Source organism: Cysteiniphilum halobium, from assembly GCF_003574425.1.
In the GTDB taxonomy this organism is placed as follows: Bacteria; Pseudomonadota; Gammaproteobacteria; order Francisellales; family Francisellaceae; genus Caedibacter; species Caedibacter halobius.
The window spans coordinates 1-17,770 of sequence record NZ_QLIU01000029.1 but is presented as its reverse complement, the minus strand read 5'-3'; the positions used below and the strand labels follow the sequence as shown (position 1 = coordinate 17,770).

Annotated in this window: 11 protein-coding genes, 2 rRNA genes and 1 pseudogene; 1 reads left to right on the top strand and 13 read right to left on the bottom strand. The window is 38.2% G+C overall.

Annotation, left to right across the window (positions count from 1 at the left end):
* Positions 1 to 306: 306 nt before the first annotated feature.
* Together DNK85_RS06675 and DNK85_RS06670 are read right to left on the bottom strand one after the other, a co-directional pair.
* A pseudogene (locus DNK85_RS06675) lies at positions 307 to 681 on the bottom strand (transposase); the annotation flags it as partial.
* Between the two features lie 62 nt (positions 682 to 743).
* Complete coding sequence (locus tag DNK85_RS06670) at positions 744 to 1,412, bottom strand: response regulator (RefSeq protein ID WP_119328802.1); 669 nt, start codon at positions 1,410 to 1,412, stop codon at positions 744 to 746.
* A 223-nt stretch (positions 1,413 to 1,635) separates the two neighbouring features.
* On the opposite strand from DNK85_RS06670, the gene DNK85_RS06665 reads away from it, so the two are divergent.
* The gene (locus DNK85_RS06665) at positions 1,636 to 2,598 is read left to right on the top strand and encodes an FUSC family protein (protein ID WP_119328801.1); all 963 of its coding nucleotides are present in this window, start codon (positions 1,636 to 1,638) and stop codon (positions 2,596 to 2,598) included.
* Here DNK85_RS06665 and pgi read toward each other — a convergent pair.
* The 11 genes from pgi to DNK85_RS11775 form a co-directional block, all read right to left on the bottom strand.
* Entirely contained in the window at positions 2,595 to 4,223 is a 1,629-nt protein-coding gene (gene pgi, locus DNK85_RS06660) for a glucose-6-phosphate isomerase (RefSeq protein WP_119328800.1), read from the bottom strand. The two genes, DNK85_RS06665 and pgi, sit on opposite strands and share 4 nt — an antisense overlap.
* 16 nt (positions 4,224 to 4,239) lie before the next feature.
* Positions 4,240 to 4,962, bottom strand: coding sequence for a 6-phosphogluconolactonase (gene pgl, locus DNK85_RS06655; RefSeq protein WP_119328799.1), 723 nt, complete (start codon positions 4,960 to 4,962; stop codon positions 4,240 to 4,242).
* 244 nt (positions 4,963 to 5,206) lie between these two features.
* Positions 5,207 to 6,718 carry a glucose-6-phosphate dehydrogenase gene (gene zwf / locus DNK85_RS06650; RefSeq protein WP_119328798.1) on the bottom strand — a complete coding sequence of 504 codons (1,512 nt, stop codon included), beginning with the start codon at positions 6,716 to 6,718 and terminating at the stop codon, positions 5,207 to 5,209.
* 123 nt (positions 6,719 to 6,841) lie between these two features.
* Positions 6,842 to 8,185, bottom strand: a complete 1,344-nt coding sequence (locus DNK85_RS06645; protein WP_119328797.1) for a TolC family outer membrane protein — start codon at positions 8,183 to 8,185, stop codon at positions 6,842 to 6,844.
* A gap of 42 nt (positions 8,186 to 8,227) precedes the next feature.
* On the bottom strand, positions 8,228 to 10,816 hold the full coding sequence (gene alaS / locus DNK85_RS06640; protein WP_119328796.1) for an alanine--tRNA ligase: 2,589 nt from the start codon (positions 10,814 to 10,816) through the stop codon (positions 8,228 to 8,230).
* Between the two features lie 97 nt (positions 10,817 to 10,913).
* Positions 10,914 to 12,890, bottom strand: coding sequence for a DNA mismatch repair endonuclease MutL (gene mutL, locus DNK85_RS06635; protein WP_119328795.1), 1,977 nt, complete (start codon positions 12,888 to 12,890; stop codon positions 10,914 to 10,916).
* Positions 12,883 to 14,100 (bottom strand): bifunctional phosphopantothenoylcysteine decarboxylase/phosphopantothenate--cysteine ligase CoaBC, encoded by a 1,218-nt coding sequence (coaBC, locus tag DNK85_RS06630; RefSeq protein WP_119328794.1) that lies wholly within the window; start codon positions 14,098 to 14,100, stop codon positions 12,883 to 12,885. Before coaBC ends, mutL begins: the two co-directional genes overlap by 8 nt.
* Before the next feature lie 165 nt (positions 14,101 to 14,265).
* Positions 14,266 to 15,111, bottom strand: coding sequence for a hypothetical protein (locus DNK85_RS06625; protein WP_119328793.1), 846 nt, complete (start codon positions 15,109 to 15,111; stop codon positions 14,266 to 14,268).
* Between the two features lie 14 nt (positions 15,112 to 15,125).
* Complete coding sequence (locus tag DNK85_RS06620) at positions 15,126 to 16,712, bottom strand: hypothetical protein (protein WP_162896566.1); 1,587 nt, start codon at positions 16,710 to 16,712, stop codon at positions 15,126 to 15,128.
* A gap of 624 nt (positions 16,713 to 17,336) precedes the next feature.
* A 5S ribosomal RNA gene (gene rrf, locus DNK85_RS06615) occupies positions 17,337 to 17,451 on the bottom strand.
* A gap of 43 nt (positions 17,452 to 17,494) precedes the next feature.
* Positions 17,495 to 17,770, bottom strand: a 23S ribosomal RNA gene (locus DNK85_RS11775); the annotation flags it as partial.

Genomic DNA, 17,770 nt, shown 5'->3' with positions numbered 1-17,770 from the left:
AGCGGCTGTGAAGAAGCTTGGAAAGCTAAGTTATCTATGGGAGCGCATACGAAGCGCCTTTTTTGTGACGATTATCAAGAGCTGGGAAGCATTATATTTGTACATTGCTGGAAAGCTTAAGAGTCCTCCCATTATTGACACATGTTAGCATGACATACCGTGAACTATGTGCTTTTGATATACCCTAGAATTTTTTGATACGACATAAAAGTTTAAAATGCTGTTAAAGATGGCAGGGCATTTTATTTTTTTCAAAAAGCACCTATTAAGGCTATCAACAATAAAAAATACAGCGGGAGCTGCTGCTGAAACACTCATACCTTTGGCATATAGTGAAATAATCTTTTCATTCAAACCTTCAATCCGAGTGCTTCGCTTGGGAACAAGTACAGGGTCAAATTCACCTGAGCGATCACGAGGCACATCAATTTCCAATGGGCCATCTTCTGTTATTACGCTTTTTCTTGCTGTGCCATTACGGGCATTAGCAGAATCGCTACGCTCATGCCTGTCGTAACCAAGATGTGCCTTTAATTCACCTTGTAAAGCACGTTCAACCAGACCTTTGGTTAATTGCTTTAATAAGCCATCTGATTTAAATAGATTGGATAAATCGGCTCCTGATTCAACAATGAGATCAAGCGCTTGATCTAATGCTTTGTTTTGTTCTTTGTTCTTCATCTTTCGTCCTTAGATTATACGTTTTTACCATTATAACCTATGAAAGAATTTACACAGTTATTTCAATACTCCCGTGATTTTTGAATAATATAGCCAACACCACGTAATGTTTTGATATATTTGTTTTGAATTTTTTTACGCAAATTGTGAATATGCACTTCCAATGTATTAGAATCGACCTCCTCATCCCAACCATATAATTTTTCAAGAAGCTTTGTTTTAGAAACTACCTTACCAATGTTCTCTAATAAGCATTCCAATAGCGCAAATTCACGTCTTGACAGTTTGACAAACTCGCCATTGATTGTAAGGGTTTGTGCTGCAGGGTCTAATTCCAACGCTTCAAATTTAATTTTAGGCTCACTACGTCCTGCTGAACGGCGCACTAATGCACGCATTCTTGCCAAGAGCTCAGATAAATCAAAAGGCTTTGTCAAATAATCATCAGCCCCTGAATCAAGTCCTCGTACCCGATCATCGATTGCATCACGCGCAGTTAACAACAATACTGGTACGGCATTACCTTTAGCACGAATACTCTTCACAATCGCAATACCATCCTTGTGTGGTAAACCGATATCCATCACCACAGCATCATAAGGCTCAGTCTCCAACGCAAGTTCTGCCATTTTGCCATCACGCATTAAATCAACAGCATAGTTATGCTGCCTTAAACCTTCAACAATACCATCACCTAACATTTCATCATCTTCAACTACTAATATTCGCATTAAATGCTCACTTATATTTGCTCGTCAATGGTTAAAATAGTAGCATTATCAATGCTAAATTTTGATATGTTTCGCTAACTTTTAACTTGCTGCATATTCGCACCCTGCTTTTTTTGGGTAATGCTATTAATTTAGATAATCTAAATAGTCATATAAACTAAACGAATTTAAGGTTTGATTAAGTTCTACTATAATTCACTCATATGTCACTAAAGGAAACATCATGCACAAAATTTTTAATTATTCATCCATAGTTAAAATGCTGATTGCCGTTGTACCCGCTACTATTCTAAGCTATTTTCTTTCACAACCAATTTACCTAATCTGCGGTTTATATGCTGCTGCAGTGATTATTCCTTTTTGTGATCACTCCAGTAAACGTATTGCTTTTGTTATGCTTATTTTTTTATTTGGCATTACTTTCGCCTTGGTAAAACTCCTAGCACATAGTGATTTTTATTTTATAGCTATTGTTTCAATTATTGCAGTCATGATCGGCATCATTGAGACTTATAATACAAGCTTTAAATCAATGGGCGCTTATTTATTTATCGGTATTATCTATACTGCATTTGAAACAAGAGCTTATAGTGATCTGATCACTATCACAATGATGGCAAAGCTTTTTGGTGTCAGCCTTTTAAGTATTGTTATTGTCTTTCTCATTAACCTACGCACACAAGCAATCAAAGGTTATCAAAACTTCACATTACAACTACAATCACAACACAGCTTACACTACTGTGTCTACTTCTTACCCATTTTAGCCAGTATGCTTGTGTGGCATTTTTTACAATTAGCTGAGCCACAGTGGTTATTATGGTCATCATTATCCGTCGCAAGCCTAAGTTTTAAAAAGGCACGTGATAAGATTCAAAAACGCATCACCGGTGCATGTATTGGTTTATCATTAGGCATCATAGTGACACTGCTGTTTAACCTTAATAGCCCTCTGATTTTTAACTTGAGCTTTATTGGCATTATCTTAAGCTTAAGGGGGCTTAAGAACTATACAGCATCCTTTGCTATACGTTGCTTTTTTATCGTCATCTTCGCAGGCGCCCACTTTTTATATACTAGCAGTGATCGGATAGTTGATGTGTTTATTGGCGGTTTGATTGGATTGATTAGCAGCGCTATTCTAAATTATTTTATTCAGCGCCAACATAATAAAATACTACATTAAGAAATGTATTTAAGTAAGCCTTGAGTTGAACTATCATAACTTTCGTTATTAAAGTCTCTTTGCTGCAAACTGGTTAAAATGGGTTTGCCTAAGGCTTTACCTAACTCAACACCCCACTGATCAAAACTGTTAATTCGCCACAGGATACCCTGGACAAAAATTTTATGCTCATACAATGCAATCAATTCACCTAATGCGCGAGGGGTTAGCTCATTTATTACCAGCGTGTTACTTGGTTTATTGCCCGCAATGACTTTTTGAGGTGCCAAAGTATTGATTTCATGCTCTGATAAGCCTTGTGCTTTTAACTCATCGACCACCTGATCTAAAGACTTCCCTTGCATTAAGGCTTGAGATTGTGCCAAACAATTTGCCAACAACGCTTGCTGATGGTCTTTCAAGGAGTGATGTGGTTTTTTAATCGCAATAAAGTCAGCAGGGACAATGACATTACCTTGATGCAACAATTGATGAAAAGCGTGCTGCCCATTAGTGCCTACCCCACCCCATAGCACAACTCCAGTTTGCTCAGGACTTAAACTACCATCTTTTTTACACGATTTACCATTGCTTTCCATATCGGCTTGCTGTAAATAATCGACCAAATAACGTAAACGCTCATCATATGCCAAAATCGCCTGTGATTGCGTATGATAAAAGTCACTATATAAAGTCGCAACCAATGCAATAATAACAGGCATGTTTTTTGTCAGTGGCGCATTTTTAAAGTGAGCATCCATAGCAAAAGCGCCTTTTAACAATTCCTCAAAATGATCAAAGCCAATAGCAAATACAATCGCCATACCAATTGACGACCATAATGAGTAGCGTCCACCAACCCAATCCCACATTTGAAAACAATTATTAAGATCAATACCAAAAGCTTGTACTTTATCCAATGCACTAGATACGGCAATGAAATGTTTGGCTACTGCAGCTTGCTCTTGTTTATAAAAGTTCAGTAACCATTTGCGCGCTGTCATTGCATTCATCAAGGTTTCCTGTGTGGTAAATGACTTGGATGCCACAATAAACAACGTTGTTTCAGGGTTAAGCTTTGTGGTCACACTTAAAATAGACTCGGCATCAACATTTGAGACAAAATGCACTTGTGTTTTGTTTAAGTGATAAGGCGACAATGCCTTAACTACCATTCTTGGACCCAAATCGGATCCACCAATACCAATATTAACAATATCTGTGATCTTTTTATCTGAATGCCCACGCCATTGCCCGGTATGCACCTTTTCAACCAATGCTTTGACACGCAAACGTTCTTTGATAATTTCAGGTTTAACATTAACCCCATCGACCATAATCGCTTGATCAGAAAAATCACGCAAAGCAGTATGTAACACAGCGCGATGCTCGCTGGTATTAATCTTGTCTCCTGCAAACATCTTATCGCGATACTTTTCCACCTTTGCATCGCGCGCTAACTCAAAAAGATTCGCCAAGATATCATCCGTTAGCTTATTTTTTGAATAATCCAATAATAAATGTCCCACTTTTAAATGATATTTATTAAAACGATCTTCATCTTTTTTGAATAAGGTTTTAATGTCTAAATCTGAATAATCCGTTTTCAGTAAATGCTCTAACTGTTGTCTTATGTGTTGATTCATTATGATTCCTTATTTCTCATTCTCCAGTCAATGCACTAGCGGCAGCCTGATCCAAATGCCAGACAAGACGTCCAGCCTCTAGCTTTAAGGCTTTCGCAGGATAGTCTATCGTCACTGTCTCGCGATCAAATATCTTAGCTAACATATCTGCTTTATTTTCACCTGTCACTAAGATATCAACCACTTTGGCATTATTAAGTACTTTTAGCGTTAAAGTAATGCGAGTTTGCTTAGTAGTTGGATGCACAGCGACCTCGACCCATTTATCTGAAGATAGTGAAACACCATTGACAAAAAGTGACGCAGTATGCCCGTCATCGCCCATTCCCAGCCATACCCAGTCAAATTGTGGTGCGCCATCGACCTGTGGCACATGCTTTTTTAGCTGCTGAACGTAGTTAAGTGCTGCCTGCTCAGATGCGATCATACCTTGCATCGGGTGCAAATTCTCCCTTGGAATTTCAACACTTGCAAACAATAATCTATCCGCCTCACCAAAATTACTTTCTTTATCGGCAAAATCAACACAGCGCTCATCACACCACCAAAAATGTAGTTTTTGCCAATTGATTACTGTGGATTTCCCCAGTTGATTAATCAGCTCAAAGATACTCTTAGGTGTCGTGCCACCTGATAATGCAATATGCACACAATCTTGCTTTAAATGTGATAATGCAACCAATTTATCAAACATTGCATAAGCAATATCTTGTTGCTGTTGATAGATAATATATGACATTGATTACCTCAAATTATTTCAGCTATGACCATATTCCTGCCCACTTTGATTGTGTAGGCGCTGGCTGAGCGTAAGTCGAAGCCTCTATGAGAGTGTAATTTTCCCAATCTTACCCTTCGACTTACGCTCAGGGTACTGTGAGCGCTTGTGGGTGAATATTTAGTCTTAGCCATTATTTCTTAATTTTCTAAACTTTCTAACCAATTGGCGTTACGCACTTTCTCTAATTCAACATCATGCGCTATTACTTTTTCTGCTTAAAAACTGATGATGGATTGCGCCAAGTATGTCCAAGCTCGGCAAGCATTTGATCTGCTTTAATTGGTCCAAAGGATCCACTTGGGTAGAAACTTAATAAGCTTTTGCCATGCTTTTGTACATACTGAATAATCGGATCAATAATATTCCAACACGCCTCCACTGCATCATTACGAGCAAATAGTGTGTTGTCACCCTGCAAAGCATCAAGAATCAAGCGCTCATACGCGGTAGGCATAGATTTCTGCGCAAAGTCAGAGTAATAAAAACCCATATCTACTTCATGCGTTTTAAAACCGCTGCCTGGCTCTTTGGCAGCAAAGCTCAACTTAATCCCCTCATCAGGCTGAATACGAATAACCAATTGATTTTTAAACTTACTAATCTTTTGCACCTGTGAGAAAAAAGGATGTGGTGTGGCTTTGAAATTAATTACAACCTCTGAAACGCGTTGATTTAGGCGTTTACCCGTGCGCACATAAAACGGTACATCATGCCAACGCCAATTATCGATAAAAAAGCGAATTGCTGCATAGGTTTCTGTTGTTGAGTTTGCCGCAACCCCTTCCTCATCGCGATATGCTCCTTTGACAACACCCTGCACACAGCCTTCTTGGTACTGAGCGGTAACCACATTTTCCTTAATATCTTGAGCCGTTTTAAAACGACGAATTGATTGGAATACTTTTAAGGTTTCATTGCGTATTGAATATGCATCCATCTTCGCCGGTGGCTCCATTGCAACGATCCCCAATAACTGCAATAGATGGTTTTGAATCATATCACGAATTGCACCATTTTGATCATAATAGCCAGCCCGCGCGCCAAGACCTATTGCCTCATTGGCATAAATCTGAACATTCTCAATGTGCGCGGCATTCCAAAGCGGTTCAAAAATTGCATTAGCAAAACGAAACACCAAAAGATTCTGAACTGTTTCTTTCCCTAAATAATGATCGATACGAAATAACTGTGATTCTTGGTAATGCTGTAACAAGTGTGCATTTAGTGCTTGGGCACTTTGTTCATCTGTACCAAATGGCTTTTCAATAATAATGCGTTTATAGCCATCACTCTCATCATTAAGCCCAAGTTTTGCAATATGCCTTGGAATCTCATAATACAAACTCGGTGGTGTGGATAAATAAAATAAGAAATTGTGTTCAAGCTTATGTATTTTACATAGTGATTTTAAACGCTTTTGCAAACAGACATAACCTTCATCCTTATAAACATCAATCTGCTGATAAAATACTTGATCAAGGAACTTATCGATTGATTTTTCCTCTTTAGGATACTCCTCCAACAGCGCATCTTGCATCTTCTGACGGAAACTGACGTCATCAAATTGACTGCGCGACACCCCCAAAACAATATTGCTTTTGCTTAAATCTTTTTGCTGATAAAGGCTAAATATTGCCGGCATTAATTTGCGTGCAGTTAAATCCCCAGAGGCGCCAAAAATGACGATAACTCCGTTTGCTAGCTTCTTTTGCATTAAGCTTCTCTAGTTAGTGATTAAACGCCATTATTTATATCATCTTTTACTAACAAGTTCACCTGCTAATTGCTTTGATAGAAAGAATATACCGCTTTTAAACCATTTTACACACAATATAAATTAAGACTTAAGCCATGAATTAAAGATTTGGATATCTTGCTGTGATAACGTACCCGCATCAAGCTTAAGTTGTAGAACATCGGTGACATACTTGTATTTAGATGCCGCTAGTAATGACATGCTTTCATAAAGCTTTTGCAGCTGATCTAATACCTCGGTAATGGTTGAGCTACCGACTTTATAACGTGCTTGATATTGTTTATAAGCTGCCTCACCTGCAATTACTGATTGTTTATAGGCTTCAATTTGTTTAACATCAGAAATAACATTATAAAAATCAACTTCAATCTTCTGGGTAATGGTACGTTGCTGATCAAGGGTAGTGAATTCAGCAGCTTGATAATTAAATGCTGCCTGCTTTCTGGAAGCATAATCACTACCACCATTTAAAATATTCCAACTAAAGGTCACACCAACATAACCATTATTGTAATGACCAACAGGTAGATTCGCAGCATCTATCGCAAAGCTACTGCCTGAATTATCATTAACACTATAATTCGCCGTCAAACTGATATTTGGCAAGAAATTACCCGTCGATGCAGACCAAGCTTTTGCTGCTGCATTCTGGGTATAAAGCTGTGCTTTTAAATTTGGGTTACTGGCATGTGCGCGTTTAACCCACTCCTCAACATTATCCGGTATAGGATGAGTAAAATTAACGTTATCCTTTAAATCAACCAGTGATTTATTATCGACACCAGTATATTGATACAAGGCATAATAAGCCGATTCAACATTATTTTCCGCTGCTTTTAAATCTGCTAAAGCACTATAATAATTTGATTCTGCCACTTTAACATCAACACTTGTCGACATCCCTACTTTTAATTTTAGTTTCGATTGCTCAAGTGTACTTCCTACTGCTTTGAGTTTTGCCTTTAAGAACACAACCTGCTCTTTAGCATTTAACACATTAAAGTATGCTGTTGCCACATCTAAAATAAACTGCTGCTTTTGTGCATTATAAGTTTCTTCTGCACTTAAAGCGCTTTGCTTTGACGCTTGAAAAGTTTGATAATTACCATAATTAAAAAGTGTTTGTGTCAGGCTGATACCTGCTGTGTAGTTACGATAGCTGCCACTTTGTGGTGTTGTATCGATTCGATTAAGTGTGGCTCCTGCATTTAGACCAATATTTGGCAGCAAAGCCCCCAAAGCAATGGGCTCCCCCATTTTGCTAGACTGCATCGTATAAAAATCAGCTTTATATTGTGGTGAGTTATCCAGTGCTTGCTGATAAATTTGCACCAAATTTTCTATTGGAGTCTCACTAGTCGCCATAGCGACACCAGCACTTATAGCAAGTGATAATCCAAAAAGTGTTTTTATTTTAAAGGTCATACCTTTTCTTCCTAATTTTATGTTCAATATAGCACTTTGCTATCATAGTCGCTCTTTTACCCATTCATGCACTGAAGTCATTGCTTTGGGTAGATTTTGTGGGTCATTACCACCGGCTTGTGCCATATCAGGGCGTCCCCCTCCTTTACCACCAACTTGCATGGCAATAAAGTTGATTAGCTCACCTGCTTTAATCTTATCAGTAATCGTTTTACTAACACCTACGGCAATTTGTGCCTTACCTTCATTCTCAGTAGAAAGAGCAACAACCACTTTAGGCCTTTGTGCTTTGTATTGATCAATCTTTTCACGCAATATTCCCATATCCACATTTGGCAGCAGTGCTGAAATCAATGTGACATCATCAATTTGTGCTTCTTTAATGGCAACGGAGTTACCCGATGAAATCTGCTGTTTTAAACCTTTAATCACTTTATCTTGTGCTTTGATTTGCTGCTGCAATTTCAACAACTTATCTAAAACATTATCATCACTGGATTTTAAAAGTTCATGAATCGTTGTTAATGTTTCTTCTTTTTCTTCAATATAGTTCTCAGCATAAAGTCCGGTAACAGCCTCAATACGGCGTACGCCTGAAGCAATGCCGCTCTCAGAAGTTATCTTGAATAAGCCAATATCACCGGTTTGCGTGACATGCGTGCCACCACAAAGTTCAATAGAGAAATCGCCAACGCGCAACACACGCACAATATCACCATATTTCTCACCAAAAAGCGCCATTGCCCCCATGTCTTTCGCCACTTCAGGCGAGGTTTCTATCGTCTCAACTACCATATTTTGACGAATAATGGCATTCACTACACGCTCTACTTCTTTTATCTGTTTCATCGTTACTGCCGATGGATTAGAGAAATCAAAACGTAATTTATTAAACTCCACCAATGAACCTTTTTGTTCAACATGACAACCGACAACTTCCCTTAATGCTGCATGTAACAAATGCGTTGCCGTATGGTGCGCTGCCGTTGTTGCACGCTTATTAGAAATTTGTGCAGTGACTTCATCATCAACTGCAAAACTACCTTTCGTCACTTTGCCAATGTGCAAAAATGCCAACCCAGATTTTTGTACATCTTCCACGGCAAACTCACTACCTAAAGCCTCAATGACCCCTTTATCCGCAACCTGTCCACCAGATTCGGCATAAAAAGGTGTTTGATTTAAAATAATGACACCCTCTTGCCCAGTGACAAGCTTATCTCTCCTTTTACCTTCACTAAAGAGTGCTAACACATACGCATCTGACACTGGCACTGAATAACCAACAAAAGTTGTCTCTACATCTGTTTTAATCCCTTGATTATAGTCGACACTAAATTTACTGGCTGATTTTGCACGCGCTTTTTGCGCTTCCATAGCATTTGTAAATCCTGCTTCATCAACGATTAAATCACGTTCTCTGGCAATATCAGCTGTTAAATCTAATGGAAAACCATAAGTATCATACAGCTTAAATGCAGTCTCACCAGAAATTATATTACTTCTAAGTTCCGCAATCTCCTCTTCAAGGATCTTCATTCCGTGACTTAAGGTTTTTTCAAATTGTTCTTCTTCCTTTTTTAGGGCATTTTCAATCAGCACTTGCTTTTCTTTCAACTGAGGATAAGCTTCGGCCATTGCTTCAACCAATGTAGCAACTAGCTGGTAAAAGAAAACCTCCGTGGCTCCTAGCTTATAACCATGGCGCACTGCTCTGCGAATAATGCGACGCAGTACATAACCTCGTCCTTCATTTGAAGGCAAAACACCATCAACAATTAAGAAACTGCACGCGCGAATATGATCTGCTAAAACTTTAAGTGATGGATTACTAATATCGTCTGTTGCCACAATCTTTGCTGCAGCATGAATAAGCTTTTGGAATATATCAATCTCATAATTGCTGTGTACATGTTGTAATACCGCAGCAATTCGCTCAAGCCCCATACCGGTATCAACTGAAGGATTAGGTAGTTTTTGCAATGTCCCATCTGCTAAACGATTGTATTGCATAAATACCAGATTCCAGATCTCGATATATCGGTCACCATCTTCATCTGGCGTGCCTGGAGGGCCACCAGCAACCCTATCACCATGATCATAAAAGATTTCAGTGCATGGCCCACAAGGCCCAGTATCACCCATTGCCCAAAAGTTATCTTTAGCACCAATGCGTGATAGACGTTTTGGGTCAACACCTACTTCTTTGATCCAGATATCTTCAGCTTCTTTGTCTTCTTCAAAAACTGTCACCCACAGTTTCTCCTTGGGAAGTTTTAAAACTTCCGTGAGATATTCCCAAGCATAAAAAATAGCATCACGCTTAAAGTAATCACCAAAACTAAAATTTCCCAGCATTTCAAAAAAAGTATGATGGCGCGCCGTATAGCCCACATTTTCTAAGTCATTATGTTTACCACCTGCACGCAGACATTTTTGTGAACTAACGGCACGCTTGTACGATCTTTTATCGGCACCTAAAAAAACATCCTTAAACTGTACCATGCCAGCATTTGTGAATAATAAGGTTTCATCATTCACTGGAACTAACGACGAGCTTGCTATTTCTTGGTGTCCTTTGGTTTTAAAAAAGTCAATAAAAGACCGTCTAATCTCATTAGTTGTAATCATGCTTGCTCTACTGGTATCAATTAAATATTCAAAATCGATGTTTAGTTTACTATAGAATCACAGCTTGACAAAAGTAGTTAGCGCAAAATTTCTATGACTATTTCCCTCGCATAAAAAGCTTATCCAAATCATTGACTGTCATTTTCACCCAAGTTGGGCGTCCATGGTTACACTGATCAGCTCTTGCTGTTTGCTCCATATCTCGTAGCAACTGATTCATTTCTTCAATGGTAATTTGATCATGTGCACGCACAGCTTTGTGACATGACATTGTTGCTAAAATTGCATGCACATAGTCATCCATTGGTTTTGCCTTACCACTGATCTTAAGACTATTAGCAATTTCGATGATAAGGCTCTCAATATGATTATTCTTTAAATAAACCGGGATCGCACGTATTACTAAAGTTTTCTCACCAAGTGCTGAATATTCAAACCCCAGTTTATTGAGAAGTTCTTCATGCGCATCTAGTACATCAAGTAATACAGGGCTTATCTCAAAAGTTAAAGGTAGTAAGAGTACTTGTGACACGGCCTCATGCTTTGCCCACAGCATTTTCACCTTCTCATATAACACTCGCTCGTGTGCAGCATGCATATCGATGATAATCAAACCATCTTCAGTTTGTGATAAAATAAAAATGCCATGCACTTGCGCCAAGGCAAAACCTAAAGGATAAGTCTTTGTATCTTTTACAGGTATCGCTGCACCAGCCTCTTGTACCATAATATTTTGATCTATAACGGCTTCTTTAACCTCATCAACGACCAAAGGCATAGATAATTGTGTGGCATCCTGCCATTTATCTTGAAAAGTTCGTGATTCTACTTTACTAATAACCTCTGCTTCATTATTAACGTAATCAGTATCGCCAAAACGTTGTGCATCCTCTTTTTGGTTAATGAGCTGCTCGTATAATGCCATATCACTACTGTGATCTTTCCTGGATGATTGTCCATACTGCTTATTTTTATTATTATTCCAATCCTGATTTAGCTGGACTGAAGGGTTATCTGGCGCACGAAATGTTAAAGTATCTATTTCATTTTGTGCTTCTGGTGATTCGGGCAAATGTGGTTTAGTATCCGCTAAGGCATGATGAATTTTGGCAAAGAGAAAATCATGCACTAAGCGTGACTCACGAAAGCGAACCTCATGTTTGGTAGGATGCACATTAACATCCACTGCGTGTGGGTCGATATTAAAAAATAAAATAAACGCAGGATATCGCTGATGATGCAATACATCTTTATAGGCTTGCTTTATCGCATGCGCAATCAATTTATCCTTGATAATTCGCCCATTGACATAAAAATACTGCAAATCGGCACGTGACTTTGAAAACTGTGGCTTAGCAACCCAACCATATAATTGAAGCCCCATTGCTTCAGCTTGAATCAATAAGGCATTATCAATAAACTCATCGCCACAGATATCAGCAATACGCTGCTGCTGCTTTTGTGGCGTATCAGCTACTGAATAGGACTTTACCTCTTTACCATTATGCCAAACGGTTAAAGCCACATTAAAGTGACAAAGCATGAATTTTTTCAATAACTCATCAATATGCACATACTCTGTACGCTCAGCTTTTAAAAATTTGCGTCTAGCCGGCGTGTTATAAAAAACTTCACTTACTTCAATCGTTGTCCCTATTGGGTGTGATGCGGGAATTAATTCGTTCTCTAGTTGATTATCTACACACCATGCATGTTCCTCTTGTGCTGTTCTTGAGGTGATCTTCACTTTAGCAATCGAACCAATACTGGCTAGTGCTTCTCCTCTAAAGCCCATGCTGTTAATCGCTTCAAGCTCTTCAAGTGAATATATTTTGCTTGTTGCATGCGGCATTAAGGTTAATGGTAAATCATCTTTCGCAATACCTGAACCATTATCACGAATCACAATTTTTTCTTTACCACCATGCTCAAGCTCTAATGTAATTTCAGTTGCTTCGGCATCGAGTGCATTTTCAAATAACTCTTTGACAATCGAAGAAGGTCTTTCAACGACCTCTCCAGCAGCAATTTGATTGGCAAGCTCAGTTGATAGGACCTTGATACGTCTACTCATAATTTAATTCCGTTTGAATTTCTTTTTTGATAACATTTTCACTTAGGTAACTGGCAATATGCTCGGCAATATCACGCTTTGATGTCAAAGGCAGAGCAAGTACTTGCTTGTGATGTTTATTAAATATCTGCACCGCATTATGGTCACTATAAAAAGGAAAACCATTATCCGTATTGACTTGGTTTAATATTAAGAAATCAAGGTTCTTACGCTCAATTTTAGCTAGCGCATGATCTACTGCATTATGCGTCTCTGCGGCAAAACCGACACAACAAGGCCTATTTTTTGCTAAAGTAGCAACACTTGCCAAAATATCTTTATTCTTAACTAACCTTAATGTTAACACATCATTTTCATCTGTTTTTTTAATTTTTTCAACAGCATATTCTGCTGGACAATAATCAGCAACTGCCGCTGCAGCAATAAATAGGTCTGCCTTTTCTATCTTATCGAGTACAGTATTATACATGTCACTGGCACTTTTCACCTGTAAGATTTCACAATGTTTAGGGACTTCTAGTTGAGTAGGCCCTGAGATTAAACTCACTTCCCAACCAAGATTAAGAAAAGCTTCAGCTAATGCATAACCCATTTTGCCTGAGCTATGATTTGATAAATAACGTACTGGGTCAAGTGCTTCAATGGTAGGTCCTGCGGTAATCACCACACGTCTATCGGTTCTTATCTTTGGCTTTAATAGATGATTAACAATAACTTCAGGTGCCATTAGACGCCCATCACCTACATCACCACACGCCTGCTCTCCAGCATCCGGTGGTAAAATTGTAAAACGCCTATTTTTAAGCTGCTTAATATTCGCTTGTACAACGGGATTCTGCCACATAACAACATTCATTGCAGGCGCTATAAATATGGGCTTATCCGTTGCAAGAACAACATTGCCAAGCAAATCATCCGCCAACCCTAGTGCCAACTTTGCAATCGTATTAGCAGAAGCAGGCGCGATCACGATACAATCTGCCCAGCGCGCAAGTTCGATATGCTCAATCGGATGATCTGTATATGCGAATAAATCATCATAGACTTTATGTTGTGACAGCGCCTCAAAACTTAAATTTGTAACAAAAGCTTTAGCAGAGTGCGTTAATAGCACCTTAACCTCACAATTTGCTTTAACAAGCAACCTCGTTAACTCAAGCGCTTTATACGCAGCAATGCTGCCTGTTACACATAATAAAATCTTTTTCATGATTTATAATTAAAATTTCCTGAAATATTAGCGTCCATACTATACCCATCACAAAGCATTTTACAGATTTTTTTTGCTTTGCATTTTACGTGCTTTTGATCAGTTAAATTTTGGCAATAATGGTTTACAATGTATAAGATTAATCCCGTGATGCATACAAGTATTTTATTGTACTGATTGCATTCCAATCACACCATATGGCATTGGCACATCTTGAATTTCAACACCATTAGAGTCAGTTGCTGTTTTTAAAAGGGTTTTTTGCGTAGCAGGATCATACGTTAAATAGACATCATCAACTGAGGATAGGTTTACGATAGCAAACTCTTTATCGACACTCAATGCAATAAAATGTGCGTAACCATTAGGCGGGCTAGCATTATTCTCCGTGACAACAATGACAAATTTCTCAAGAGGCAGAACCTGCTTAATCGTTTCCCCTGAAAAGTTAACCGTTCTACTTAAGGCTATAGAGGGGATTGCTGGAAAAGGTGGATTATACGTATAACTATAAATATCCATTGAATTTTGATAGGGCAATATTAAAAAATAGCTACTTTGATCTCTATATAAAACTTGAGGAGAATAAACAAGTAACTTATTAGGACTAGGGTTAGTATAGACGTTAGTAGTTGCCGTAATTGCCGGAGCACTGCTTAAACTAATATCCACAATACGCTCAAGTCCGGAGACAGTAGATAAAAACAATAACACCTTTGTTACATTCTGATTAGCACTTGCATCAATTGGTAGAATATAGGCGCTATTGATATTTGTAATTACCCCAAAATTATACTCATAAGCTGCTTGGTTGCCAGCATTGTCGATTATCCTACCTTTAATTCGATCTGCTCCATCTTTTGTGATAACAAAACTATAAATATCATTATATATGTTAATAAATTTTGAACTGACTATAATAGATCCTACCGGCAAGGATACACCATAACAAAATGTCATACTCAACTTTAAGATCATATATAACAAGATAATACGACAAGACAATTGCATATTTATTAACTCCTTTAAGGTGGTAGTGGATCCCAATTTGATCCAGGCGGTGGATTACCAGGCGCTACTGAGCTATTATAATTAACATTGGTAATATATTTATCTCCAGTCCCAGGATCTGTAACCGCATCTCCCTTATAGTAGCGTACATTGGCATTATAGTCCGGTGCTTGAAATTCAGGAATAACAATTCTCCAGCGATTTTGTTGGTTCTGGTAAGGATCATTGCTAGTACTAACAATATTGACAAAGGTTTGATTATCATAGCTAATCTGTAAACCCTCCGTATAAACAATATTTGCATCATATACCAAGGGCAAGTTATTCTCAGGAACTATACGCCAATTATTGCTTTGATCATATGGATCCTTCTTTGCATTACTTTTTTTAACATTGACAAAAGTAAAACCATTAAACGTTACAAAATCACCTGGGTTATAAGCTTGTGCCTGCCATGGTGCGGTATTAAATTGTGCTATATCCCATTTGTTACTCGGTGGTGGCGATTGATTGGTGTTATTATCCGCAGTCGCGACATACTGCACACCATTATAAGTAATAATATCCCCTGTATAATAGTTAACATCCGTATTCCATTGTGGATACGTCCCAACTGGAATAATCAAACGCCAATCGTTAGGATTATTGTAAGGGTCATCGTTAATACCCACATTGATCGGCTTCAGTGATAGAAACACTTGATTATCGTAAGTAATATAACTACCCTTAGGATATTGTAATGCTGGATCATAGTCATCAGGAATCGGTGGCGAAGGACCAATAATTTCAGTCCACATTAGGGTTGAAAATGTATTTACTTGTGCCAGGTTTTTCAAATCTGATAGCGTTATCTCCGTCTGATATGCCTTGGTATTAGCGACATCATAAATGTATAAATCAAGATACCATGCACCATTACTAATACCCCAACCTTGTATTAACTGGTAGGTATTCGTATTTGGAAATGCTAAATCATAATTATTAGCCTGAAGATCAGTATAGGTCAGTTTACCTGCTGTATTATTGACTGTTACTTTTCCTAAATAACCTGTCGTTCCCTCATTAATTTGATTAGAACCATTAAGTTGTGCTGCAATTAAATTAGTTGAAATAAGCACAGGAACATTAACGTTTTGTGTCGTTTGTGGGATTAAATCATCACTTTGTCGATATTGACTAGGGGCATTAATAATCGCTATATAATTAGCTTGATGCTGCGTTTGGGCAGTTACCTCCATCTCTGATGCATATTGTAATACAGCTGATGCATTATTTAACGCTAGATTATCTAAAAAAATAGCTTTGTTTAAGTTTGACTCAACCATATTTGTCAAAGTAATAATCGTGCTTCCGGAACTATAGCTACTCACAACTGGACTAATTGGTTTATTGGTATATAAATAGTTATTAGATTCCAAAGCATTTTTTAACACTAAAAAAGCACTGTTACGTGAATTATTATAGTTTTCAATTGCTTTATTTTGCACAATACTTGTTTTTAGCATATATAAAATTGAGCCAGATAGTATTGACACTACTGCAACAATAATTAATGCAATAAGTAAAACACCACCATGTTGATTATATTTACATTTATACATAGCCAACTCACTAAGACAATCCATACATCACAAAGTATAGATCAGTTATGGTTAGTTTTCCTTGTGATTTTAGAAAAAATATCCATCACATCATAATCACTCTGGAAGATTTCACGACAAACCGTAGGCACAAAGCAAAAAGGCACCCTTAGGTGCCTTTCTAATAAAAAACCTGATGATGTTCTACTTAACTTCAGGCATCCTGCCTTACGCCATTACATGGCCAATGTCATGCTTCCATTGATCAAATTTGTTCCCAACAAATTTGTCACATAGCAATGGTGAGACGGAAAAACCAAATAGTGCCAACTATTTGCCGTCGAACGCCACTTGTCACGGATTAGCAAGTGGCCGATTTGAAAAAATGCAGGACGTATTTTTGATAAATACACTATCATCAGCGCTAAATCGTTTCACTTCGTCAGTTCGGAATGGGTTAAAAGCACTGCTTTTAACGACTTTGAAGCAAGGGGATATTTTCTCCCGAGCGTTGATTCAAAGTCCGGAATGATCACCATGGAAGGTTTTACTACAAACCGCATGTTATAAAGCAAAAAGGCTCCCTAAGGAGCCTTTTGAATATGTATTGTTTTGCGATGTGCCATCGTCTTTCAATGTTGAATAATTTGGCGGTGTCCTACTTTCACATGGCGAATGCCACACTATCATCGGCGTTATTCAGTTTCACTTCTGAGTTCGGAATGGAGTCAGGTGGTACCTAAACACTATTACCGCCAAAATCTTAAGCTTCTTAGAAAGCTCTAACAATCTATCATAGAGTAATAACCAAGTCTCTCGGGCAATTAGTACTGGTTAGCTTCATACATTACTGCACTTCTACAGCCAGCCTATCAACGTCGTAGTCTTCAACAACCCTTCAGATCAGAGAACAGATGACGGACGACTGAAGACAGATGCTGAATCAAGCAAGCTTGATAATATCTAAATAATGCTACCCGTTATAGTTAACGGTAAAAATCTTTAAATATCATCCATCGCAAAGCGATTCAATAATCCGTCCTCTGTCTTCTGTGTTCTGTCCTCCGATAGGGAGATCT

Coding starts and splice junctions, on each gene's coding strand:
- DNK85_RS06670 (WP_119328802.1), bottom strand. CDS start 1,412: ATGCGAATATTAGTAGTTGAAGATGATGAAATGTTAGGTGATGGTATT.
- DNK85_RS06665 (WP_119328801.1), top strand. CDS start 1,636: ATGCACAAAATTTTTAATTATTCATCCATAGTTAAAATGCTGATTGCC.
- pgi (WP_119328800.1), bottom strand. CDS start 4,223: ATGAATCAACACATAAGACAACAGTTAGAGCATTTACTGAAAACGGAT.
- pgl (WP_119328799.1), bottom strand. CDS start 4,962: ATGTCATATATTATCTATCAACAGCAACAAGATATTGCTTATGCAATG.
- zwf (WP_119328798.1), bottom strand. CDS start 6,718: ATGCAAAAGAAGCTAGCAAACGGAGTTATCGTCATTTTTGGCGCCTCT.
- DNK85_RS06645 (WP_119328797.1), bottom strand. CDS start 8,185: ATGACCTTTAAAATAAAAACACTTTTTGGATTATCACTTGCTATAAGT.
- alaS (WP_119328796.1), bottom strand. CDS start 10,816: ATGATTACAACTAATGAGATTAGACGGTCTTTTATTGACTTTTTTAAA.
- mutL (WP_119328795.1), bottom strand. CDS start 12,890: ATGAGTAGACGTATCAAGGTCCTATCAACTGAGCTTGCCAATCAAATT.
- coaBC (WP_119328794.1), bottom strand. CDS start 14,100: ATGAAAAAGATTTTATTATGTGTAACAGGCAGCATTGCTGCGTATAAA.
- DNK85_RS06625 (WP_119328793.1), bottom strand. CDS start 15,111: ATGCAATTGTCTTGTCGTATTATCTTGTTATATATGATCTTAAAGTTG.
- DNK85_RS06620 (WP_162896566.1), bottom strand. CDS start 16,712: ATGTATAAATGTAAATATAATCAACATGGTGGTGTTTTACTTATTGCA.